This window comes from Pseudomonas sp. BF-RE-21, from assembly GCF_019947305.1.
Taxonomy (GTDB): Bacteria; Pseudomonadota; Gammaproteobacteria; order Pseudomonadales; family Pseudomonadaceae; genus Aquipseudomonas; species Aquipseudomonas migulae.
Window position 1 is genome coordinate 46,620 of record NZ_JAGYGF010000018.1, and the last position, 21,418, is coordinate 68,037.

General features: G+C 59.3%; 23 protein-coding genes. 2 read left to right on the forward strand and 21 right to left on the reverse strand.

Going from position 1 to position 21,418, the window contains the following annotated elements; all coding sequences use genetic code 11:
- Nucleotides 1-42: 42 nt before the first annotated feature.
- The 15 genes from KGB25_RS14490 to KGB25_RS14560 all read right to left on the reverse strand — a co-directional run bounded on the left by KGB25_RS14490 (nucleotide 43) and on the right by KGB25_RS14560 (nucleotide 11,439).
- Entirely contained in the window at nucleotides 43-627 is a 585-nt protein-coding gene (locus KGB25_RS14490; RefSeq protein ID WP_008039304.1) for a phage tail assembly protein, read from the reverse strand.
- A 164-nt stretch (nucleotides 628-791) separates the two neighbouring features.
- Nucleotides 792-1,298, reverse strand: a complete 507-nt coding sequence (locus KGB25_RS14495; RefSeq protein WP_008039308.1) for a phage major tail tube protein — start codon at nucleotides 1,296-1,298, stop codon at nucleotides 792-794.
- Nucleotides 1,298-2,464 carry a hypothetical protein gene (locus KGB25_RS14500; protein WP_008029994.1) on the reverse strand — a complete coding sequence of 389 codons (1,167 nt, stop codon included), beginning with the start codon at nucleotides 2,462-2,464 and terminating at the stop codon, nucleotides 1,298-1,300. The genes KGB25_RS14495 and KGB25_RS14500 overlap by 1 nt, the downstream gene beginning before the upstream one ends.
- Nucleotides 2,465-2,466: 2 nt before the next feature.
- On the reverse strand, nucleotides 2,467-2,676 hold the full coding sequence (locus tag KGB25_RS14505; RefSeq protein WP_008029992.1) for a hypothetical protein: 210 nt from the start codon (nucleotides 2,674-2,676) through the stop codon (nucleotides 2,467-2,469).
- A gap of 102 nt (nucleotides 2,677-2,778) precedes the next feature.
- Nucleotides 2,779-3,159: a phage tail assembly chaperone gene (locus tag KGB25_RS14510; RefSeq protein ID WP_223435415.1), complete on the reverse strand. Its 381-nt coding sequence runs from the start codon at nucleotides 3,157-3,159 to the stop codon at nucleotides 2,779-2,781.
- The gene (locus tag KGB25_RS14515; protein ID WP_223435418.1) at nucleotides 3,156-5,504 is read right to left on the reverse strand and encodes a phage tail protein; all 2,349 of its coding nucleotides are present in this window, start codon (nucleotides 5,502-5,504) and stop codon (nucleotides 3,156-3,158) included. Before KGB25_RS14515 ends, KGB25_RS14510 begins: the two co-directional genes overlap by 4 nt.
- Complete coding sequence (locus KGB25_RS14520) at nucleotides 5,505-6,140, reverse strand: phage tail protein I (protein ID WP_223435426.1); 636 nt, start codon at nucleotides 6,138-6,140, stop codon at nucleotides 5,505-5,507.
- The gene (locus KGB25_RS14525) at nucleotides 6,137-7,132 is read right to left on the reverse strand and encodes a baseplate J/gp47 family protein (RefSeq protein ID WP_223435427.1); all 996 of its coding nucleotides are present in this window, start codon (nucleotides 7,130-7,132) and stop codon (nucleotides 6,137-6,139) included. The genes KGB25_RS14520 and KGB25_RS14525 overlap by 4 nt, the downstream gene beginning before the upstream one ends.
- The gene (locus tag KGB25_RS14530; protein WP_223435431.1) at nucleotides 7,129-7,461 is read right to left on the reverse strand and encodes a phage baseplate protein; all 333 of its coding nucleotides are present in this window, start codon (nucleotides 7,459-7,461) and stop codon (nucleotides 7,129-7,131) included. Before KGB25_RS14530 ends, KGB25_RS14525 begins: the two co-directional genes overlap by 4 nt.
- 10 nt (nucleotides 7,462-7,471) lie before the next feature.
- Nucleotides 7,472-8,083 (reverse strand): phage baseplate assembly protein V, encoded by a 612-nt coding sequence (locus KGB25_RS14535; protein WP_223435436.1) that lies wholly within the window; start codon nucleotides 8,081-8,083, stop codon nucleotides 7,472-7,474.
- 3 nt (nucleotides 8,084-8,086) lie between these two features.
- Nucleotides 8,087-8,611: a hypothetical protein gene (locus KGB25_RS14540; protein WP_223435437.1), complete on the reverse strand. Its 525-nt coding sequence runs from the start codon at nucleotides 8,609-8,611 to the stop codon at nucleotides 8,087-8,089.
- A gap of 88 nt (nucleotides 8,612-8,699) precedes the next feature.
- Nucleotides 8,700-9,047: a phage holin family protein gene (locus tag KGB25_RS14545; protein ID WP_008039324.1), complete on the reverse strand. Its 348-nt coding sequence runs from the start codon at nucleotides 9,045-9,047 to the stop codon at nucleotides 8,700-8,702.
- 96 nt (nucleotides 9,048-9,143) lie between these two features.
- Entirely contained in the window at nucleotides 9,144-10,013 is an 870-nt protein-coding gene (locus KGB25_RS14550) for a putidacin L1 family lectin-like bacteriocin (RefSeq protein WP_223435438.1), read from the reverse strand.
- Nucleotides 10,014-10,022: 9 nt separating this feature from the next.
- Complete coding sequence (locus tag KGB25_RS14555) at nucleotides 10,023-10,208, reverse strand: Com family DNA-binding transcriptional regulator (protein WP_223435440.1); 186 nt, start codon at nucleotides 10,206-10,208, stop codon at nucleotides 10,023-10,025.
- 496 nt (nucleotides 10,209-10,704) lie between these two features.
- On the reverse strand, nucleotides 10,705-11,439 hold the full coding sequence (locus tag KGB25_RS14560) for an XRE family transcriptional regulator (protein ID WP_008039327.1): 735 nt from the start codon (nucleotides 11,437-11,439) through the stop codon (nucleotides 10,705-10,707).
- A gap of 201 nt (nucleotides 11,440-11,640) precedes the next feature.
- Between KGB25_RS14560 and mutS the strand changes: the two genes are divergently transcribed.
- The gene (gene mutS / locus KGB25_RS14565) at nucleotides 11,641-14,220 is read left to right on the forward strand and encodes a DNA mismatch repair protein MutS (protein WP_008039328.1); all 2,580 of its coding nucleotides are present in this window, start codon (nucleotides 11,641-11,643) and stop codon (nucleotides 14,218-14,220) included.
- Between the two features lie 142 nt (nucleotides 14,221-14,362).
- On the forward strand, nucleotides 14,363-14,686 hold the full coding sequence (fdxA, locus tag KGB25_RS14570) for a ferredoxin FdxA (RefSeq protein ID WP_007908827.1): 324 nt from the start codon (nucleotides 14,363-14,365) through the stop codon (nucleotides 14,684-14,686).
- A 1,600-nt stretch (nucleotides 14,687-16,286) separates the two neighbouring features.
- Here fdxA and rpoS read toward each other — a convergent pair.
- The 6 genes from rpoS to ispF all read right to left on the reverse strand — a co-directional run bounded on the left by rpoS (nucleotide 16,287) and on the right by ispF (nucleotide 21,399).
- On the reverse strand, nucleotides 16,287-17,294 hold the full coding sequence (gene rpoS / locus KGB25_RS14575) for an RNA polymerase sigma factor RpoS (protein ID WP_008029016.1): 1,008 nt from the start codon (nucleotides 17,292-17,294) through the stop codon (nucleotides 16,287-16,289).
- Nucleotides 17,295-17,399: 105 nt separating this feature from the next.
- Nucleotides 17,400-18,257: a peptidoglycan DD-metalloendopeptidase family protein gene (locus tag KGB25_RS14580; protein ID WP_223435447.1), complete on the reverse strand. Its 858-nt coding sequence runs from the start codon at nucleotides 18,255-18,257 to the stop codon at nucleotides 17,400-17,402.
- A gap of 202 nt (nucleotides 18,258-18,459) precedes the next feature.
- Nucleotides 18,460-19,095 (reverse strand): protein-L-isoaspartate(D-aspartate) O-methyltransferase, encoded by a 636-nt coding sequence (locus KGB25_RS14585; protein ID WP_177318174.1) that lies wholly within the window; start codon nucleotides 19,093-19,095, stop codon nucleotides 18,460-18,462.
- A gap of 38 nt (nucleotides 19,096-19,133) precedes the next feature.
- The gene (surE, locus tag KGB25_RS14590; RefSeq protein WP_008029009.1) at nucleotides 19,134-19,883 is read right to left on the reverse strand and encodes a 5'/3'-nucleotidase SurE; all 750 of its coding nucleotides are present in this window, start codon (nucleotides 19,881-19,883) and stop codon (nucleotides 19,134-19,136) included.
- Nucleotides 19,871-20,929: a tRNA pseudouridine(13) synthase TruD gene (truD, locus tag KGB25_RS14595; protein ID WP_008029007.1), complete on the reverse strand. Its 1,059-nt coding sequence runs from the start codon at nucleotides 20,927-20,929 to the stop codon at nucleotides 19,871-19,873. The genes surE and truD overlap by 13 nt, the downstream gene beginning before the upstream one ends.
- The gene (gene ispF, locus KGB25_RS14600) at nucleotides 20,926-21,399 is read right to left on the reverse strand and encodes a 2-C-methyl-D-erythritol 2,4-cyclodiphosphate synthase (protein ID WP_008029005.1); all 474 of its coding nucleotides are present in this window, start codon (nucleotides 21,397-21,399) and stop codon (nucleotides 20,926-20,928) included. Before ispF ends, truD begins: the two co-directional genes overlap by 4 nt.
- Nucleotides 21,400-21,418 lie beyond the last annotated feature (19 nt).

The window sequence follows — 21,418 nt, forward strand, 5'->3', positions numbered from 1 at the left end:
CCGCTTCACTTATCGGGTAAATGAGCGGCACCACATCGAGGATTACTTCGATGTCGCGCTCCGAAAGAAGGCCGCCGGTTTGTTTAAAAAATCGTCGATTCGCACCTGCAATTGTGTCCAGTCAGGCACGGTCAAACTGGCCAGATCGGGCAGCATCAGGCCGGTGCAATGGGCCGTGATGAATTCGGCGCGTTCCTTGGCGGTCTTGAGTTTTTTCATCGCCTTGGTCGCACGCAGCACCGGCATTTCCAGGGTCAGCGTGGTCAAGGTGCGACCCGCCACGGTGAGCGGTTGCAGCAAGCTCACTTCGTCGGGATCGGCCGACGGTTGTTCACCCTCGTCCGCTTGTTCAAGGAAATGCGACGTCGGCAAGGTCGACATCTCATGCACGTACTGCGCGATGCTCACGTAGTCCGGGCGTTTGAGTTGATCGAGTTCCTTGACCGACAAACCGGTGGCCAGCAGCGCCAGCTCGAAGAACTGATCGTCCTCATCATCGCCGGCACGGGCCAGGGCTTCTTTCTGTGCGGCGTAATACAACGGTTTGAGTTGAATCTGTTCGATCTCCGACTGATTGTCGGCGGTGATCGGCGACAACAAGGCGTGAACAGGTGGAGTCCAGGACATGAAATGAATTCCTTGATGAATCATGGGAAGGCGTTGAGCAATGCTCCTTGTGGGAGCGAGACCGGCTTGCCGGCGATAGCGGGTTCACATTCAAAAGTGATGTCGACTGACACAATGCAATCGCGAGCAGGCTCGCTCCCACAGTTCAGTGATCGCAGTGCGACTTAAGGGATCAGCACCGCGCGACGGGCGTCGCCGAGAATGTCGACGCCGTTGAGCACGAACTTCTGGGTGCGCACGTCGATGTCGATCACCGGGATGCCGTTTTCCAGGCGGTTGTAGGTGCGGCAGGACAGCTCAAGCGTGGTGAGGGGTTTTTCGCCCATCTTCAGCTTGGCCTCGGTCAGCGATTTGAGCTTGCCGCCAACGGTGTGGTAGGTGAACCAGGTGTTGCCATCCTGATCCTGACCGGCTTCACGGACGTTCAACAAAATGTCGTCGCCCAGCTTCACGCCGAGGGAGAGCATCACTTCGGCACCGACGCCTTGCAAAATGAGGGTCGCGCCCAGCACTTTGCCGCTCTTGATCATTTCTTCGGCGATGAAGCGCCCGCCCGCCATCGCTTCCATATCGAACTCGATCTTCGGCGGAGTGAACTCTTCCACGGTGGCCGACAACGGCAAGCCTTGCAGGGTGGCCGCGATGGCCTGTCTTACGCGGTTGGTAAACATTAGAGAACGTCCTCCAGGAACTGCTCGATGATTTCATCGCGGGCATTGAGTTGATAAACCATGTGTTCGTTCGGCGCGTAGCGGCCGTAGTCGATGACCACGTACCAGGTGCCGTTCTTGTACTTCTCGACGCTGTTCAATTCCGGGTGCAGGTACACGCTGCCGCCGGGGATGGTTTCGTCGGCGACCAGGGTTTGCAGCCAGTCGTTGATGCGCTTGACCTCCTGGTCCATGAACGACTTGGTGAGGTTCTTGGCCATGGCTTTCTGGCCGGCCTTGACCAGCTTGCGGCTGATCGCATCTTCCAGGCCGACGTAGCTGATGAACTTGCCGGTGATGGAACGGTTACCCAGCAGCGAGAAGCCGCCGAGGATGGTGCGGGCGTAGTAGCTGACGCCGTAGCGGTTGAGCAGATCGCCTTCGGTGGATTTGTCGAGAATGTTGTATTCCACGACGCGCGAAACGTCCTCGGCAAAGGTCACCTGATTGCCCGGGCTCTCCCATTGCTTGACCTTGGCCAGGGCCGCGATGGCCAGGCTCGAAGGCGACAGGAACACGTTCTTCTTCGCTGCCTTGGAGTACACCGATGGCATGTTGTGCACCAGCAGGCAGCGGTCGAAACCCAGTTCCGCGCCGCCCAGTTCCTGGCTGTACGTCACCTGATCGGCGACCGCGGCATCCTTGCCGTCGAGCACCACACGGGCCTTGATGCGCTTGCCGAACGAGGCGAACTCACCGGCCACGGCTTTGGTGCTGGTGAAGCCCGGCGCGCCGATGATGGTCAGGTCTTCCGGCACGCTGCCCAGTGCCGCGAGGCCGAGCTTGCGGCCGGTCAGCGGATCGACACCGCCGATGACGTTGTTCAGCGTGTCCGCCGGGGTCGCGCCTTCTTCGACGATGACCACGTAGACCGGCACCTTGACCACTTTCAGGATCTGGAAGACCGCGTGATACAGCGTGCCTGCCTCGGTGCCGGTCGGATCGAGCAGCGCCTGGGTGGTGAAGCTGTTGATGCGGAACGGCGCATTGCGTGGAATCAACGGGTCTGCCTTCGGCGCGGTGCCGATCAGACCGATGACGTTATCACCCAGGCCGCCCATGGCCTCGGGGGATTCGGTGGCATTGACGGTAATGCCGTTGTGCTCGAAGTTCAAAACCTCAGCCATGGTTATTCAGCCTTCTTGGCAGCAGCTTTTTTCGCTGCGGTGGATGGAGAGGCCGAATCGGCAGCCTCGGCTTTTTTCAGCTCCAGACGACCAGCGCTGCGTAGCGCACTGGCCTCCACATCGAGCAGTTGCAGTTCCTGGCCGATGCTCGACCAGTGGCCACCCCCGGTAGGGAATGGAAGGAGCACGGTGTACGTTTGGCGTTCTGCCATTTCTGTTTCTCCATAAACGAAAAAGCCCCTTGGGTAAGGGGCTGTCGGGTGTTGTGTGTGTTTGTGTTGCGGATAAGAAAACGCCCCGGCGGTGCGGGGCGTTTATTGGGTGTGTTCGGCGATCCAGGACGGAGCGACCGAACGATGCTGGGTATCGGGGAAGTCCGGTGATTGAGGCCAGTCGCGTAGGGCTTGCATGTACACAAGCAACTCACCGAACTGCTCTGCGGTCAGCGTGGTGGGCCCTCCGATTTCACGCTGATCGCGATGACGCTCACGTAACCACATCAGCGAAACCAGTTCGGCATCGCGCCACTTTCGCTCATCGTCCGCTTTCGTGGTCGTGGGCGCTGTTGCGCTCTGGATGTACGCCTGAACCTCTTCATCAGACATAGGCACCAACCCGGCAGAGATAAAGTGCGCGGGAGCGTCATCTTCATAAGCATTGACGTTACCGGTCTGTGGATTGTGGAAATACTTCATGGGCGCAGCTCCGACCAGACAGCATTGACAGGGCTTGAGAGGGTCACGGAATAAGTGGTTCCGACCGGGACAACGAAGGCGGCGTGAAAGCCTGTGGTCGTGAGAGTTACACCACCACAGGTGGCTGTGACCGAGCCGGACTGGATTGCCACTTGAACCTGAATCGGTCGACCGGTGGTGTTGGTGTAGACGGTGCCACTCACGCGACTGGCGGTGACGTTCTGCCAGGTCTGGCCATCACCTACGCCGCGTGGTCTGGCTTCCAGGCCTCCCACTTGTGCCGCCAGGCCCGCCACGTCGATGGTTCCCTGATTGACCGGGGCGTTCCAGGCTTTGATGCACCACATCACCGCCAGGTTGCGAGGTCTTGTAGAACCCGCAAAAACACCGGTCAGCGCGCCTGTGACTACACCAGACCCGGTCACAACAACTTGCGATGGATAATCTGATACTGCAATTGAATCAAGCCCATAAGTTGAAATCGGAGAAGCAGCAACACCGCCTAGGCCGGCCATTACGAGTCCGTCTGCGGAACCTGTAGTGTCAGCAACCCCCATCGTGCCTTTCTGCCAACTGCCGATAGCGCGACCGGAATCTATTCCGCGTCCATGATCCCAGCCTCGCAGGAACTCGCCGCGAGTCTCAGGCAGTCGGGTAGATCCGACGGGATCTCCTGCCACGTTATATTTTTTGTCCAGATACGCAGCCAGCTCGGGATAAACAGAATCCACAAAAAGGCTGTTATCCGCCTCAAGGTAGCCGGGAGGAACGGTGCCCGATGGGAACGGCACAAGCGCGCCCACTGGAACGGCGGCTTTCAGCTTTTGCACTTCCTTGACCAGTTCACCGACGTCAACCTGCCCCTGGTTGATTGGGGCGTTCCAGGCCTTGATGCACCACATCACCGCCAAGTTGCGTGGACGAGTGACTCCATAGCTAGCATCGTTTCTGGTCGGGGTAACGATCGCTGTCGGATTTTGGACAGACATCATTGCTGTCGGGTAGTCCGACAACAGGCAATCATCCAGACCAAAATTTTTGTGCGCCAATGAAGCTCCTGGCGCAGCACTCGTATTGTCATAGTCCGCAATTACGTCAGCAATCGGCCCGGCACCAACACTATGAAATGTCCCTTTTTGCCAACTACCGATTGACCGACCAGCATCCACCCCGCGACCATGGTCCCAACCACGCAGGAACTCGCCGCGCGATTCGGGAAGACGAAAATTGCCCGTACCTTCATTGCCCTGATTGAACGAAGTCCCCAGGTACGCGAACAAATCCGGGTAAGTCGCGATGCTCTGCACACTGCCATCAATTTCAAGGAAGCCCGCTGGCACTGCGGTCTTTGGAAAGGCAACAACAGCCCCGACGGGTAGTGCCGAAGCCTGTGCAATCAGCGCTTCGATTTCAGGCTTGGTGTAAGTGTCCTTGATCCCAAAACCAGCCAGCGTTTCCGGATTAGCACCCGCAGTAGCGCGACCGTATTTATCAACCGTCAGACTCTTGTAAGTCCCTGCCTGAATCCCCGTTCTACCGGCCAGCATTTCAAAGCTCAGCGCCGTAGTCCCCAGCGTGATCGGCCCGTTCGTCACCAGATGCCAAAGCGAATCACCGTTCGCCGTGCCCTCCTCGACCATCACGGTCAGGCCCGGCGTCACCTTGGCGCTGGTGTTGGCGTCAGTCGCCCGCACCCAGGCACCGTTAGCCGCCACATAAAGGCCGTTATCCTTCGCCAGCGTTTGCGCCGTCACCAGCACACGCTGCCCGGACAGCACCGCGACGCCATCGATTTGCTGCGCGCCACTGAGCACGATGTTTTCCGTGGTGGCCACGCGAACTGATTGCTTGCCATCGAGCTTCGCCAGTTCGTCGGCGAGATAACCCATCACCCACGCCCGCGTCGCTTTGACCACGGTGTCGTCGATCAACAGCGTGACGAGCGACGCGTTGCTGGTCTCGAAAATCGAGCGAATGTAGAACTCTTTGCCCGATCCCGACGTTGCCAGCACCGGCTTGAACGACTCCGGGTATTTGACGATGGCGTAGAGGATGCCGGTGTCGGTCCAGAGCCCGGCTTCGCGCACATACCAACCGCCCTCTTCTGGCGGGATAGTCACTTCGGCGAGCAGCCAGCTCGGATTTTTCTCGTCCTGGAACAGGGCGTTCAGTGGCCCGCGCCACACTTCTCGTTTAAGCGCCGTAGCGGTTGCCGCCGGGTTGTAAACCGCGCCGCCGCCGTCACCGACCGAAATCTGCGACAGTTTGATCGGCACGCCCGCCGCCTTGCAGGCAGTTTCGTAGGCGATCCCCGCATTGGTAAGCAGGGTGTAATAGTCGGCCATTTAGGACCCCTGAGGATAAATAGTGGATGTTTCAACGGCGTAGAGCCCGGCGGCCATGAAGGCCTGCCCCGAGGCTTCGAGCCCTTCGATGACAATCGGATAAACCGTGGTGAGTTCGCCGCACACCGTCGCCGCGCCAATGACGTGACTGCCGAATGCGCTCAAGCCGACGGACACCGACAGAACGTCGCGCTCGCTTTTGGCGTCCGCCAGACGCCGGTCGAGACGAGCGTCGATTTCTTCGCTGTAGGGTTGCTCGGTAAATGCCCTGACGGAAAAGCTGTAAGGCGCGCCCGGCGGTGTCTGCTCGTACCAGGCACGCACCTCGGGTATTAACCGCAATCCTTTGGCGGCGTTTTCCAGGGCCTGGCGTGTCCCGGCCTGCCGTGCGGTGGGCCAGGCCAGTTCAACGGTCAAACGCTTTTCCGCCTCGGCGGCCTCGGCGCTCCATTCACTGACACCACGATCCGCTGCGAGATAAGGCAGAAATGCCTGAGGGGTCGAGGTCGGGTTCATCAGCTCGGGGAACGGCGGCGCGATGCGGTCAAGCAATGCACCGAAGCCGATATCGAGGGCTTTTTCCAACGGTGAGCTGTTGGCTGGCAACAGGCTCGGGCGCGGCGTCTGGTCACTCATAGCGTGAGCACCTCGACCTCGACCCCGGTGCAGTAAGGCGCTTCAAACGCCGTCGTCACAATCGGCTCGACCGGTTCGAGAATGTCCAGTTGAACCGCGCCGGCGTTATGCAGCGTGTAGTCGATCCAGCTCGGATCGATCCGCCCTTCCAGTCGATGACAGCTCTGGGCATACGCTTGCAGTTGCTGTTGCGCGGCCACCTTGGTCAGCCCCGAATCCGGGCCGGCGTTGATTCGGGCGACAACGCGGATTTTGTAGTTTTTGATATGGGCGCTTTGCACCGTGACCCGATCCGTTTCCGGTCGGACGTCAGGCCGGGCGAAGTGCCGGCGCACGCCGTCGAGCAGTTCATCGGACGCGGTGCCATCGCCCTCCCGTGCCAGCACCGTGACCATCACCTCACCGGGCGCGGTGCGGCGTCCATTGCCGTCCTTGACCTGCGCCGCGTAGCCGTCCGGGTCGAAGGTGTACGTGACTGTCACCTCGCCCGGTGCATGGGTGTCCACCTTCACCGCTGGACGCTCGCCGAGGGTGAAGACCTCGCGGCGATATTGCATGCGTGAACCGGCGGCCGGTGCGTGCGGCGCCAGGTAATAACGCAACCGGGCGTCGTCGTCGCTTTCGTACACGGGCGCAATCGGCGGGAATGCCGCCGGGTCGCCAGGGTCCAGCAACTGACGCTCAAGCCCCATGTCCGCGAGGCGGGCATCGAGATTGCTGCCGGTCGCCCACCAGGCCAGCATCTGCTTGATGCGGGCGTTGTATTTGCGTTCGTGGATTTGCAGGCGCACACAAAAGGCCTCAAGGGCCAGGGTCAGCAACTCGCTTTCGTTTTCGAGGCTGACCTTGATCTTTGCCGCCGACTCGGGAGCGCGGGCGCCGACGTACTCGACGACAAACGTCTTGAACTCGGCGAGCAAATCCTCGAACGCTTCGACGGTGACGATCGATGGTTCGGCCAACTGGTTCTGGCCGGGTATCAACATACTCATGTCACCACCTCGAAAGTCTGTTTGCGGTTTTGCCAGGTGCCGGCGAATCGCAGGACCAGCCCGGCGCCTTGCCGGCTGGCCACAATGACCTGCGGCTGGAAATCATCGATGCCGTTCTGCGGGTTGTAGAACGCTTGTGCCGCGTGGCTCTGGGCAAGCATCAGCAAGTCGTCGCCGAGGTTGCGGCCCAGCAGTTCCGGGATCAGCGAGCCATACAAAGGACGCTTCTGCCGGGTACCCAACGGCGTGGTCAGCGCTCGGGTTGCGCGCTGTACAAACTGCGGCCAGTCATCGACCACCGCCCCGGTGTTTCTTTCGATTCCGATCATGGGAAACTCTTTATGCGGTACTGATGACGCGTCCCTGGTGATCCACCACCGGGCCGCTCAGGTGCACACCGGAAGCGTCGAGTCGCAAGCCGACCGCGCCCAGTTGCAGTTCGATGGCCTCAGGCGTGATCGCAAGTCTCGCCGGCCCGAGATTCAACTCGAGCGCTTCGCGTGAGCCATTGAACGCCGCCGGGCCGTTCTTCCAGTGCAAGGCATGAAGGGCGTCGTCGTAACCGCTTTCCGTACCGTCCAGATAGAGGCGACGCGTCAGCGAAGCCTGGGTCGAGGCAGGTGGAAACCGATTACCGTTAAGCCCGAACAACGCCACGGATTGAGCGCCGCCCTCGCCGCCGCCATGGTTCAGCAACAGGCATTGCTCGCCGACCGAGGGGATCCGCGACTCGCTTTGCGCCCCGGCGCTGGGGTTGAAAAAACGGATGGCGGGCGTCAGCAATCCTGAGTGGCTGACCCGGCAGGTATTGCTGGCCGCATCGACTTCCTGGCACACGCCGATACGACACAGGCTGTCTGTGCGCCGGTGCACGTCTTCAAGTTCGGCCTCCATCTCGGCCAGACGCTCAATGATCGGGCCGAGCTGCTGACGTAAAAGCGCATCGAACATGGCTCAGTCCTCAAGTGCGGTGTATTGGTCCGGGTCGTCGATGTTCGAGACTTCCCAGGTTTTGGCGAATTTCGGGATGCCCAACGGGTCCTCCAGCAGCAATGCGCCGAGGTAAATCGTCTGGGTAAAGGAAAGGGTCCAGGCGAGGTACTCCTGCGAACCGCTGATGAGCGTCGACGGCAAGGCATCGATGTTCATGGGCAGGTCGCATTGACTACCCGGCAGGCCCCAGCGGTTATCCGTGGCCAATCCCTTGAGAACGCTCGCCAGATCGCCAGCGGCCAACCCCGGATTACTCAGGGTCGGCGGCACAATGATTTGCAGCGAGATCGACAAAACATGGGCGATGCGCCCGTCATGGGCGCGGTCGCCGGCTGCATTGCGTTCGATGGCGATCAGGACCCACGCCTGATCGAACGTGCCGTCGAAGTCCTGACGGCCTCCGACCTTCAAACCCGGGCCAACCGCACGCAGCGCGTCGGCAATGGCAAAAAACAGACGCGACGGTTTATCGATGTCGGGGGACATAAGAGGCTTCCATTCAAATTTCGAGGCGTCCGGCTGCGTGGGTTCATGCAGCGGACCGGGGATGCCAGAACGGCAAAGGGACCTGGCTTTATTGATCCGGGCGGGAATCACGCGGCGGCACTTCACACACGCCGATCCGCTTGGCCGCCCAGCGCTCATAAAGGCCAATGGCGACATCGGCGCCGGCCATCGCCGTAAGGCAGCCGAACGCGCCGGCCGCCCAGATCGACAGGCCGGCGGCGTACAGCAGCATGATGGCCGAGACCCCGCAAATCATGCAGGCCCCGGAACGCAGGGCCAGACGCCGCAGCAATGACCAGCCGCGAGCGCCCTCCTTGTCGGCACGCCACATTTCGCCGGTTACCCCGCCCACCAGGGCGAGCACGATGACCAGCCAGATCGGCATGTCCAGCAACGCTTGTTGCTCGTTTGTCATGTCACGCCTCCTGGGGGTGAATGGCCCAAAACGAAAAGGTTCTGTGCAATAAAACAAGACGCCCTGCCAACTGGCAGGGAGCCCTTGGATCTACCCTTAAAACTCCCAACCGATATGTCCGTAAGTTGGATACGGCGCAGTACCGTTGTGCTCGGGGCTTGTGGTGTCCGGGTAGTAGATTTTTCGAGCGCGAATGGTCGGCGTATAGCCGAAACGCGCCCAGACAGGGACATCCTGGACAATCGCCAGGCTGCCATTGGGTTGCAGGCGCAAAGAAGCACCCGGACGGCCAGCGGTTCCTGAATTCCAGAGCGGAACGTTATTCGCGCCATAAACCACGAAGTTACCGTCTGCCTGAAACACCGCCCTGACCGCGCCTTTGTTCTGCGTGTAACTGGCCCAGCGAACACTCCAGTTCGGGCCGTAGTTCACAACGTTGCCGTCGCCCTGGAAGATAATGGCGCCGTCGCCTGCAAAGTAAGGCTGCCCTCTGACCAACTCGGATGGCCCCGGAAAAATCACTGCGGCACTGCCCGTGATGACGGGAATTGACGGAGTGCCATTCCAGAGAGTTTGCGAATCGATGATCACGATGTTGCCGTCGTCCTGCACTTGAAGATAAGTGCGATTCGCGGCGGCCTCGACACTGTCGACTGCCGTGGTATTGACCGTGGTCCAGCAACGGTTACGTGTGTGGTCTACGAGAACACCGCTGTAATACACGTAGAAACAGTTAGGCACCGCCGCCACAGGATTGAGCGTGCTCGTGTAAGCGTTGCCGTCAGCTACCCAGGCAAGTGCGCCATTGTCATAGAGCGCCAGGTTCATGTCCGGTTGCAGCAGCAGTTTGAACCGCTTGCTCGGCGACTCGAGATACTGGCCCGGGCTCATGGAGTTGCGCGGCGGCAACACCGGGCTGCCATTGTTTGTGAACTGAATACGGGGTGGTCCTGATGGTCCAGCCATGGTTATCACCTATTGAGTTGAATGGTTGTGTGCGCTGGATTGCGCGTTCATGTCGCTCAACGGCGATCGCTCAAGGCTCGCGGCCTTCACGTGATTCAATGTTCCGCATCGGGAGCATTTGATCTGGAGCTCGGTGTACTCACCCACCCGGGCGAGCAGTCTTTTGCACTGCCCACATCTGCAATCTTTCAACATCACGACGCCTCCTGGCTTGTGTCGAATCCTTTCTGTGGATGAGGTTGATCGACCTCGTACGAGGTAGGCATTCCAAAAAGCCCGGCGCTTGCCGGGCTTTTCAGTAATGCGGTCCTTCGCGTTGACCTTTCGGCGCTACTGGCGCGGTACGGGTCCATTCAGATTGTTTTTCCGACCGCGGTCCCTGCCCGCCGGATAACTGCTTTCGGTGCTTTACGCTGCACACCCGGGTCAGTTGCCAACCCTCTGAACCGTTGAGGCCGGTTCATCGCTGCCTTTGTCGTGGAACTAAAGAACTTCGTTTCGAGCTGCTTTGTTGAGCGGCTTGAGACAAAGAATATGCATGGATGCATATACAGTCAATGCACAAATGCATTTATTTATGCATTTTAAATGCACTGACGCATGAAGCCCCCCACAGACAAAGGCGTTGGTGGGTTTTCAGCAGGCGAAAAAAAACCCGCACGATGGCGGGTTTTATCTGACAGCGATGAGGTTAGCGGGCGTACATGCCCCACCAGAAGACGTGGCCGAGGATGACAATCTGCTCTTCCTGGATCTCCTGGAAGGTGTAGTCCTCGTCCGGATGTTCATCGCGATTGAAGCTGCGCAGGCGAATCCCCGTGGGCAAGCGATAAAGCTGTTTAACCCGCAGTTGGCCGTTGTGGTTGATCGCATAAAGGTCGCCATCGACGATATCGCCGATCCCGCACTTGCCGGCATTGACCCCTACGGTGGCGCCGTCACGCAGTACCGGCAGCATGCTGTTACCACGCACCGTCACGCATTTGGCCTGGTCGAACTGCACACCGTTATGGCGCAAGCTGCGCTTGCCGAAGCGCAAGCTAGAGCGCTCGCTTTCTTCGATGACGAATCTTCCTGATCCAGCAGCCAATTCAACCTCGCGAAGAAAGGGGACCGACACCTCGTCGTCATCGACAGGCGTATCGTCGTCCCACAGGCTTATGTCCTTGAGTTCGGAATGCAATTCATCGCGACCGGAATTGGCGGCAGGCGCGACATCCGCGCGGCCACGCAACTGATCGGTGCTCACGGCGAAGTACTCGGCGATCTTCGAAATGTGCTTATCCGAAGGATCGACAATCTTCCCGCCGAGGATCCGCGAGAGAGTGGATTGAGGCACGCCGGTGCGACGGTGAAGCTCCGTGGGGGAGATCCCGTGCTGATCGAGCAGCGCTCTTAAGACGGAAGAAACATTGCGTTTTTGCATAACGCGCATAGTGCTTGATCTTTTTTACCGAGGCAAATGCAGAATTGCATAATTCATGCATAGACAGCAGAAATGTATCGCACAGCTTTAGTTGCCTGCGTCGGGCGGACCGCCCATGGTAACCTTGCGCCCATCGCGGAAAAGCCGGGCCGATGTCCCTCCTTTGCCCTACACCTTTCAACGAATTTGCCTGATTATCCGATGAATAAAGCACTCTCCGATCTGTCCTCTCACACGCCAATGATGCAGCAGTACTGGCGCCTGAAGAACCAGCACCCCGACCAGTTGATGTTCTACCGCATGGGTGACTTCTACGAGATCTTCTATGAAGACGCGAAGAAGGCCGCCAAGTTGCTGGACATCACCCTGACCGCCCGTGGGCAGTCGGCCGGCCAGGCGATTCCGATGTGTGGGATTCCTTACCACGCTGCGGAAGGTTACCTGGCGAAACTGGTGAAGCTCGGCGAATCGGTGGTGATCTGTGAACAGGTCGGCGATCCGGCGACCAGCAAAGGGCCGGTGGATCGGCAGGTAGTACGGATCATCACGCCGGGCACGGTCAGTGATGAAGCGCTGCTGGATGAGCGTCGGGACAACCTGATCGCGGCGGTGCTGGGTGACGAGCGCCTGTTCGGTCTGGCGGTGCTGGATATCACCAGCGGCAATTTCTCCGTGCTGGAGATCAAGGGCTGGGAAAACCTGCTGGCGGAACTGGAGCGGGTCAATCCGGTGGAGTTGATGATCCCGGATGACTGGCCGAAGGATTTGCCGGCGGAGAAACGCCGTGGGGTTCGTCGTCGTGCACCGTGGGATTTCGAGCGCGACTCGGCGCTGAAAAGTCTGTGCCAGCAGTTTTCGACCCAGGATCTGAAAGGGTTTGGCTGCGAGAACCTGACCCTGGCCATCGGCGCTGCCGGCTGCCTGCTCAGCTACGCCAAGGAAACCCAACGCACCGCCCTGCCCCATTTGCGCAGCCTGCGCCATGAGCGTCTGGACGACACCGTGGTGCTGGATGGCGCAAGCCGTCGCAACCTGGAACTGGACACTAACCTGGCCGGTGGCCGCGACAACACGCTGCAATCGGTGGTCGATCGCTGCCAGACCGCCATGGGCAGCCGCTTGCTGACCCGCTGGTTGAATCGTCCGCTGCGGGACCTGAACGTTTTGCTGGCGCGCCAGACCTCGATCACGTGCCTGCTCGACGCTTACCGTTTCGAAAAGCTGCAACCGCAGCTCAAGGAAATCGGTGACATCGAGCGGATCCTCGCGCGCATCGGTTTGCGTAATGCGCGTCCTCGCGACCTGGCGCGTCTGCGCGATGCCCTCGGCGCATTGCCCGAGCTGCAAGTGGCGATGGCCGAGCTGGAAGCGCCGCACATTATTCAACTGGCGAAAACCACCAGCACCTACCCTGAACTGGCGGCCCTGCTGGAAAAAGCCATCATCGACAACCCGCCTGCGGTGATCCGTGACGGCGGCGTGTTGAAAACCGGTTACGACAGCGAACTCGATGACCTGCAATCGCTCAGCGAAAACGCCGGGCAGTTCCTGATCGATCTGGAAGCACGCGAGAAGGCCCGTACCGGCCTGTCGCACCTGAAAGTCGGGTACAACCGCATTCACGGCTACTTTATCGAGCTGCCGAGCAAGCAGGCTGAATCGGCGCCGGCCGACTATATCCGTCGCCAGACGCTCAAAGGCGCCGAACGCTTTATCACGCCGGAACTGAAGGCGTTCGAGGACAAGGCGCTGTCGGCCAAGAGCCGCGCCCTCGCCCGCGAGAAGATGCTCTACGAAGCGCTGCTCGAAGACTTGATCAGCCAATTGCCACCGCTGCAAGACACCGCTGCAGCCCTGGCCGAACTGGATGTGCTGAGCAACCTCGCCGAACGCGCGCTGAACCTCGACCTGAACTGCCCGCGCTTCGTCGACGAGCCGTGCATGCGCATCAGCCAGGGTCGTCACCCGGTGGTCGAGCAAGTGCTGACCACGCCGTTCGTGGCCAACGACCTGAGCCTCGACGACAACACGCGCATGCTGGTGATCACCGGTCCGAACATGGGCGGTAAATCCACCTACATGCGCCAGACCGCGTTGATCGTACTGCTGGCGCACATCGGCAGCTTCGTGCCGGCGGCCAGTTGCGAATTGTCGCTGGTGGACCGGATCTTTACCCGGATCGGTTCCAGCGACGACCTGGCCGGTGGGCGCTCGACCTTCATGGTCGAAATGAGCGAAACCGCCAACATTTTGCACAACGCCACCGAGCGCAGCCTGGTGCTGATGGACGAAGTCGGTCGCGGCACCAGCACCTTCGACGGCCTGTCCCTGGCATGGGCGGCGGCTGAACGATTGGCGCAGCTGCGGGCTTACACGCTGTTCGCCACGCACTATTTTGAACTGACGGTGCTACCGGAAGCGCAACCGCTGGTGGCCAACGTGCACCTCAATGCCACTGAGCACAACGAGCGCATCGTGTTCCTGCACCACGTGCTGCCCGGGCCTGCCAGCCAGAGTTATGGCCTGGCCGTTGCACAACTGGCCGGCGTGCCGAGCGAAGTGATCGTGCGCGCTCGCGAGCACCTGGGTCGCCTGGAAGCCACCGCGCTGCCGCATGAAGTGCCCAAGGCTGCCAAAGGCAAATCGGCCGCGCCACAGCAAAGCGACATGTTCGCCAGCCTGCCGCATCCGGTACTCGAAGAACTGGCCAAACTGGATCTGGACGACCTGACACCGCGTCGTGCACTAGAAATGCTCTATACACTAAAGACACGGATCTAACGCACTTGCCTGCAAGCTGTTAGAATCTCGCGCGGTTTGGGATGCTGCAGGCTAATAGCCTGGCCTGCAGACTATCGCTCCCAAACCTGGCGACCCCAACGTGAAGGGGCTCCGCTGCCGCCGCCTGAGGAGAAAATTAGAAATGACCTTCGTCGTCACCGACAACTGCATCAAGTGCAAGTACACCGACTGCGTAGAAGTCTGTCCGGTGGACTGCTTTTACGAAGGCCCGAATTTCCTGGTGATTCACCCGGATGAGTGCATCGACTGCGCACTGTGCGAACCAGAATGCCCTGCCGTGGCCATCTTCTCCGAAGATGAAGTCCCGGAAGAGATGCAGGAATTCATTCAGCTGAACGTTGAGTTGGCCGAAATCTGGCCGAACATCACCGAGAAGAAAGAATCGCTGCCCGATGCCGAAGAGTGGGATGGCGTCAAAGGCAAGATCAAAGACCTCGAACGCTGATTGACCCTGCGTTCCCGAAAAGGCCCCTTGCGGGCCTTTTTGCTTTTTTGCAGGCAAAAAAGTTGATAACGCAAAAACCTGTAGGAGCCGGCTTGTTGGCGATGGATTCAAGTGCGCCGCGTCTATCCAGACAGCACGCGTTACCGTTGACCACCATCGCTGGCAAGCCAGCTCCTACAGATTCTGTGTCGTGTGAGAGAACCGGGATCACGCCACTCCTGTAGGAGCCAGCTTGCTGGCGATGGACTCAAGTGCGCCGCGTCTACCCAGGCAGCACGCGTAATCGTTGACGACCATCGCTGGCAAGCCAGCTCCTACAGATTCTGTGTCGTGTGAGAGAAACGGGATCACCGCCCCTCCCTGTAGGAGCCAGCTTGCTGGCGATGGACTCAAGTGCGCCGCGTCTACCCAGGCAGCACGCGTTATCGTTGACCACCATCGCTGGCAAGCCAGCTCCCACAGATTCTGTGTCGTGTGAGAGAACCGGGATCACGCCACTCCTGTAGGAGCCAGCCTGCTGGCGATGGATTCAAGTGCTCCGTATCTATCCAGGCAGCACGCGTTATCGTTGACGACCATCGCTGGCAAGCCAGCTCCTACAGATTCTGTGTCGTGAGACAGAACCGGGATCACGCCACTCCTGTAGGAGCCAGCCTGCTGGCGATGGACTCAAGTGCGCCGCGCCTATCCAGACAGCACGCGTTATCGTTAACGACCATCGCTGGCAAGCCAGCTCCTACAGAGGGGCACGTACGCTTTTGATTTTCACCACTCATCAGGCCGAGCGTTAGCTCGCCTTCAGCTTTTGATCTTGAGGTACACGCCCCCTCGAGAGGCCGAGTGGAGGTTCTGCGCAGTGGGCAACCCGGCATGGATGCCGGGTTAGCCGCCCCCGGCCATGGATGGCCGATGGCGGCGGGCCCACGGAGCAGGACCGGAGCGAGGGCATGCCGAGCCTTAGCGAGGCACCGAACGAAAGGGGCAAGAGCGCTTGGTTACTTGGGGCTTTTCCAAGTGACTCGCCGTAAGGGCGAAACCATTAGCCGCCGTCACCGCAGAAACGGATATGTACACCAGGAAGAAAATGGTCGGCTATCAAGCCGCCATCGCCAGCAAGCTGGCTCCTACAAAGAACAGTGCCCACGCGGAAAATAAAGTGGCACCCAAACCAAAAAAAAGACAAAAAAAGGGGCGGTTTGACCCGCCCACATTTTTTCCCTATTCCCTGTGTTCCTTTTCATCGTCCTGATGAATCGCATCCTGCAATGTCCTTTCCCCTCATCCTTGAAGGGCGTGTCTGTCCGTCGACACAACCTGAATACTAGAGAATTCCCGAGCAAGAGCAATCACCCTCCGCGGTAAAAATCCGCTGTCACATGCTCCTGATTTTTATAAATACCTATAAAAATCAAAGCATTAAAAAAATCATCGGCGAACAGTAGTCGTCTTCCAGGGTGTAAAAATAGCGAACACTTACGCAAGAGTAAGCCAAGACTTACACCGCAAGACTACAAACATATCGTCATTGCAGGAGCATCAGCCAGACAACAAAAAGCCCCGAACCAGTCGGGGCTTTTTGCATGCCGCTCAAGCGATTCGCTTATTGGAACAGCGACTCACTCGACAAGCCATTTTTCTCCAGAATCTCCCGAAGACGCTTCAGGCCTTCAACCTGAATCTGTCTGACGCGTTCCCGGGTCAAGCCAATTTCCAGGCCTACATCTTCCAGCGTGCTGCTCTCGTGCCCGCGCAGACCGAAGCGGCGTATCACCACCTCGCGCTGCTTGTCGGTCAGTTCCGAAAGCCATTGATCAATGCTCTGGGACAGGTCGTCATCCTGCAGCAGTTCGCATGGATCGGTCGGACGGTCGTCGGTAAGGGTGTCCAGCAGGGTTTTATCCGAATCCGGACCCAGTGAGACATCGACCGAAGAAACCCGCTCGTTCAGGCCCAGCATGCGCTTGACCTCGCCCACCGGTTTTTCCAGCAGGTTGGCGATTTCTTCGGGTGAGGGTTCATGATCGAGTTTTTGCGTCAGCTCCCGTGCGGCCCTCAGGTACACGTTAAGCTCTTTGACCACATGGATCGGCAACCGGATGGTCCGGGTCTGATTCATGATCGCGCGCTCGATGGTCTGACGAATCCACCAGGTTGCGTAGGTCGAAAAGCGGAAGCCACGTTCGGGGTCGAACTTTTCTACCGCCCGAATCAGTCCGAGGTTGCCCTCTTCGATCAGGTCCAGCAGCGACAAGCCACGATTGACATAGCGTCGGGCGATTTTCACCACCAGCCGCAGGTTGCTTTCAATCATGCGTTTGCGCCCGGCCGGATCGCCACTTTGCGACAAGCGTGCAAAGTGAACTTCTTCTTCGGGGGACAGCAGAGGGGAAAAGCCGATTTCATTGAGGTACAGCTGCGTGGCATCGAGCGCACGCGTGTAATCGATGTACTTGTGTTGCTTTAACGAGGCGGAGTGTCTGGATTTGGCACGAACGGAAGGTGGAGCAGCCCCTTCATCATTCGACATCGAATCCGTACCGATGCCGGTCTCCATCAGGAGAACCTCATCGTCGATGTCAAACTCCGGCACTTCTTTACTGAGAGCCATTGTTATAGTCCTTTGGTGAGTTCGACCTCAGGCTCAAGCGGCGCCTTTATCCTTGGCAACGCTGGAGCCTGTTCCCTCTACGTGACGGAACAGGCTGGTAACAAATCAACGACGTGGCAGGAACTGCAGCGGATCTACAGGTTTACCTTGTCGGCGAATCTCAAAATGCAGTTTCACCCGGTCTGTACCCGTTGACCCCATTTCGGCAATTGTCTGTCCGACCTTGACCTGCTGCCCCTCCCGAACCAACAGCCTGCGGTTGTGACCGTAGGCACTGACGTAGGTGTCGCTGTGTTTGATGATGACCAATTCGCCGTAGCCCCTTAAGCCACTCCCGGCGTATACCACCGTCCCATCAGACGCAGCTAAAACAGGCTGTCCCAAATCCCCGGCGATATCAATTCCTTTATTCAAACTACCGTTTGAAGAGAATTTTCCAATGAGAATGCCATTAGAAGGCCACCCCCAGCCGGTCGGGGCCGGGCCTGCAGGAGGCATCGGAGCGGGTGCTGGCTTGTTGGCGACGGACGGTGCAACCACCGTTGTCGTCGTAGTTGCGCCATTTGGCTGGCGCCGGATTACTGTGGTTTTACTCGACGATGAAGGCGTCGAATCGGCCGGGCTGGCCACCGCCGTCGGCGTTGAACCGGTGCGACCGTCAAAGCGAATCGTCTGACCCGGATGTATCGTGTAAGGCGCAGGAATGTTGTTGCGTGCGGCGAGGGCCTTGTAGTCCCAGCCGTAGCGGAAGGCGATGGAAAACAAGGTGTCTTTAGGTCGAACCACATACTGACCCGTGGTCACTGCCGGACGCTGGGCCACGGCATTGTTGCGATCGACGACGCGTACGTCGCTCGACTTGTTGCTGGAACAACCGACCAGCAAGGTACTCAAGACTAGGCCAGTCACCAGGCGCTGAAAGCTCGTTATACCCATTCGCTGCGCAATGACTGTGAGACTCACCCGCCGCTCCCTTTGTGGTGGCTGAAATATTGAATTGCCGCGCTCCCGGCATGAAGTGTCACCAGTATAACGGGCTGTGCAGGCTTTACCTTTAATGAAGCGAAGCACACGTTTGCTACCTGACGATGAAACCCGTTTAACCGATCGACGCCGCTGTAAGACAGAGGCAATCGAAGAGAATTCACAGCGCCCGGACAAATGCTCAGGCCAGGGGGCCGTTGAGCAATGGAACGAAACGCACCGCCCCCAGAACACGCCTGGAAAACCCGTGTTCTTCGCGGATGATCAGCATCAACTGTTGCACTTCACCCGAGCCGACCGGTATGACCAGTCGCCCTCCGGGTGCCAACTGATCAAGCAAGGCCTGAGGCACATCGGTCGCCACCGCCGTCACGATAATGCCGTTATACGGCGCCAGCGCAGGCCAGCCTTCCCAACCATCGCCCCAGCGGAAAACCACATTGCGCAAGTTCAGATCAACCAGGCGTTCCTTGGCCCGGTCCTGCAGAACCTTGATGCGTTCGACGGAAAAAACCCGCTCGACCAGTTGCGACAGGATTGCGGTCTGATAACCCGAGCCCGTGCCGATTTCCATTACCTTGTCCAGAGGCCCCGCTTCCAGCAGCAGCTCGCTCATGCGGGCCACCATGTAAGGCTGGGAGATCGTCTGGTTGTTACCGATCGGCAACGCCGTGTCTTCGTAGGCACGGTGCGCCAGCGCTTCGTCGACAAACAGGTGTCGTGGCGTAAGGCGGATCACTTCCAGCACCTTGGTGTTGGAAATGCCTTCCTCGTACAACCGCTGAATCAGGCGCTCGCGGGTACGTTGCGAGGTCATCCCGATACCGCGATGCATCGGGTCTTGTTCACGAGCCATCAGCGCAGTCCCTCCAGCCAGCCGTCGAGACTTGCGAAAGCATCATTGAAGGTGCGATCCAGTTGCAGCGGCGTGATGGATACATAGCCTTGCATCACCGCATGGAAGTCGGTGCCCGGGCCGCCGTCTTCGGCGTCCCCTGCTGCGGCGATCCAGTAGCCGGACTTGCCGCGCGGGTCGACCACTTTCATCGGTGCCGCGGCGCGGGCGCGATGGCCGAGGCGCGTCAGCTGGATTCCGCGGATGTGGTCCAGCGGCAAATTGGGAATGTTCACGTTCAGCACCGTGCGCGGTGGCAGGTCAAGGTCAGCGTGGGCTTCCACCAGTTTGCGCGCAAAGTAAGCGGCTGTGGGAAGGTTCTCGACCTGCCGTGAGACCAACGAAAAGGCAAACGATGGCCGCTTCAGGAAACGCCCCTCGAGGGCCGCTGCCACGGTACCGGAATACAACACATCGTCCCCCAGGTTGGCGCCCAGGTTAATGCCGGAAACCACCATGTCCGCTTCGCGCTCCAGCAAGCCGTTGAGGCCCAGGTGCACGCAATCGGTCGGTGTGCCATTAAGGCTGATAAAGCCGTTGGCCAGGGTTTGCGGGTGCAACGGACGGTCGAGCGTCAGCGAACTGCTGGCGCCGCTTTTGTCCTGGTCCGGGGCGATAACCACGCATTCGGTGTAATCCGCCAGCGCAGCATAAAGCGCGGCGAGACCGGGTGCGGTTACCCCATCGTCGTTAGAAATCAGAATACGCATGGGCTGTCCGTCTGCCCCACCGGCACCAGATCAACAAGCTCGCGCACCAATACAGTGGCAAAGCATCCGGCCGGCAGGACGAATTCCAGTTGCAGAATGTCAGGCTCGGGATAATGCCACGTCAACCCACCAATGGGCAGCCGCAGGATGCGACGTTCGTGGCTCATTCCGGCGTTAATCAACCAATCGCGAAGGTCTGCTTCGCGGGCAGCGATTGCCTGCTCCAGTTCATGGACAGCGCCCGTCGCCGGCGAGTCACCTTCACCCCACTGTGGGCCGGTCGGGTGCAGGTCGAGAATCGCCAGACGCGGGTCGCTGCACTCGGCCTCACCAGCCGGGAAAAAACTGCGGCTGTCGGTAAACGCCAACAGATCGCCAACCTGCGCTTGCTGCCAGGTGCCATCAGCAACGCGCGCCGCCAACACTTGGTTAAACAGAAAACTGCGGGCGGTGGAAAGCAGACGCGAACGCACGTTGCGCTGCTCCGGCAAGGCCTTGCGCGCGGCCCAGCTACGGGCATCGACCACGTTGCCACCGTCAAAGCCGAAACGCTGGGCGCCGAAATAATTCGGAATACCTTGTTTGGCGATCAGTTGCAGACGCGCTTCGATCGCCGCTTTGTCGCCAGCGAATTGCGTGAGGCGCAAGGTGAAACCGTTGGCCGAGTGGGCGCCGCGTTGCAGCTTGCGTTTGTGCCGACCGGTCTTGAGGATTTTCAGCGTATCGTTTTCGGCCGCCGACAGATCAGGGTCGGCCTTGCCCGGCAGTTGCACGCTGAACCACTGACGCGTCAGCGCCTGACGATCCTTGAGACCGGCGTAACTGACGGTGCGCAATGGCACGCCCGCCGCCTTGGCGATTCGACGTGCTGCCTCTTCGGTATTCAGGCCGCGTTTTTCCACCCAGATCCACAGGTGCTCGCCGTCGCCGCTGAGCGGAATATTGAGGACTTCATCGACCTGGAAATCTTCCGCCGTAGCTTTCAGTACAGCGGTGCCGAGGGCTTCACCATAGGCACGCGGGCCAAGCAATTGCAGTTCGTTCATGCGCGCAGCAACAAGGCAACGGAGTGCACGGCAATACCTTCTTCGCGACCGACAAAGCCGAGCTTTTCGGTGGTGGTAGCTTTCACGTTCACTTGATCCAACTCAACTTGAAGATCCGCGGCAATCAGCGCACGCATCGATTCGATATGCGGGGCCATTTTTGGCGCCTGGGCGACGATGGTGTTATCGACGTTGCCGACCTTCCAGCCCTTGGCGTGGACCAGTGCGACGACATGACGCAACAGCACACGGCTGTCGGCACCCTTGAATGTCGGGTCGGTGTCCGGGAAATGCTTGCCGATATCACCCAGCGCAGCAGCGCCGAGCAAGGCATCGCTCAAGGCGTGCAGCAGGACGTCACCGTCGGAATGAGCGAGCAGCCCGAAGCCGTGTGCAATGCGCACGCCGCCCAGAGTAATGAAATCGCCTTCAGCGAAACGGTGCACATCATAGCCGTGGCCAATACGCATAAAAAAACGCCCCGATTTT

Coding starts and splice junctions, on each gene's coding strand:
- KGB25_RS14490 (WP_008039304.1), bottom strand. CDS start 627: ATGTCCTGGACTCCACCTGTTCACGCCTTGTTGTCGCCGATCACCGCC.
- KGB25_RS14495 (WP_008039308.1), bottom strand. CDS start 1,298: ATGTTTACCAACCGCGTAAGACAGGCCATCGCGGCCACCCTGCAAGGC.
- KGB25_RS14500 (WP_008029994.1), bottom strand. CDS start 2,464: ATGGCTGAGGTTTTGAACTTCGAGCACAACGGCATTACCGTCAATGCC.
- KGB25_RS14505 (WP_008029992.1), bottom strand. CDS start 2,676: ATGGCAGAACGCCAAACGTACACCGTGCTCCTTCCATTCCCTACCGGG.
- KGB25_RS14510 (WP_223435415.1), bottom strand. CDS start 3,159: ATGAAGTATTTCCACAATCCACAGACCGGTAACGTCAATGCTTATGAA.
- KGB25_RS14515 (WP_223435418.1), bottom strand. CDS start 5,504: ATGGCCGACTATTACACCCTGCTTACCAATGCGGGGATCGCCTACGAA.
- KGB25_RS14520 (WP_223435426.1), bottom strand. CDS start 6,140: ATGAGTGACCAGACGCCGCGCCCGAGCCTGTTGCCAGCCAACAGCTCA.
- KGB25_RS14525 (WP_223435427.1), bottom strand. CDS start 7,132: ATGAGTATGTTGATACCCGGCCAGAACCAGTTGGCCGAACCATCGATC.
- KGB25_RS14530 (WP_223435431.1), bottom strand. CDS start 7,461: ATGATCGGAATCGAAAGAAACACCGGGGCGGTGGTCGATGACTGGCCG.
- KGB25_RS14535 (WP_223435436.1), bottom strand. CDS start 8,083: ATGTTCGATGCGCTTTTACGTCAGCAGCTCGGCCCGATCATTGAGCGT.
- KGB25_RS14540 (WP_223435437.1), bottom strand. CDS start 8,611: ATGTCCCCCGACATCGATAAACCGTCGCGTCTGTTTTTTGCCATTGCC.
- KGB25_RS14545 (WP_008039324.1), bottom strand. CDS start 9,047: ATGACAAACGAGCAACAAGCGTTGCTGGACATGCCGATCTGGCTGGTC.
- KGB25_RS14550 (WP_223435438.1), bottom strand. CDS start 10,013: ATGGCTGGACCATCAGGACCACCCCGTATTCAGTTCACAAACAATGGC.
- KGB25_RS14555 (WP_223435440.1), bottom strand. CDS start 10,208: ATGTTGAAAGATTGCAGATGTGGGCAGTGCAAAAGACTGCTCGCCCGG.
- KGB25_RS14560 (WP_008039327.1), bottom strand. CDS start 11,439: ATGCAAAAACGCAATGTTTCTTCCGTCTTAAGAGCGCTGCTCGATCAG.
- mutS (WP_008039328.1), top strand. CDS start 11,641: ATGAATAAAGCACTCTCCGATCTGTCCTCTCACACGCCAATGATGCAG.
- fdxA (WP_007908827.1), top strand. CDS start 14,363: ATGACCTTCGTCGTCACCGACAACTGCATCAAGTGCAAGTACACCGAC.
- rpoS (WP_008029016.1), bottom strand. CDS start 17,294: ATGGCTCTCAGTAAAGAAGTGCCGGAGTTTGACATCGACGATGAGGTT.
- KGB25_RS14585 (WP_177318174.1), bottom strand. CDS start 19,095: ATGACCTCGCAACGTACCCGCGAGCGCCTGATTCAGCGGTTGTACGAG.
- surE (WP_008029009.1), bottom strand. CDS start 19,883: ATGCGTATTCTGATTTCTAACGACGATGGGGTAACCGCACCCGGTCTC.
- truD (WP_008029007.1), bottom strand. CDS start 20,929: ATGAACGAACTGCAATTGCTTGGCCCGCGTGCCTATGGTGAAGCCCTC.
- ispF (WP_008029005.1), bottom strand. CDS start 21,399: ATGCGTATTGGCCACGGCTATGATGTGCACCGTTTCGCTGAAGGCGAT.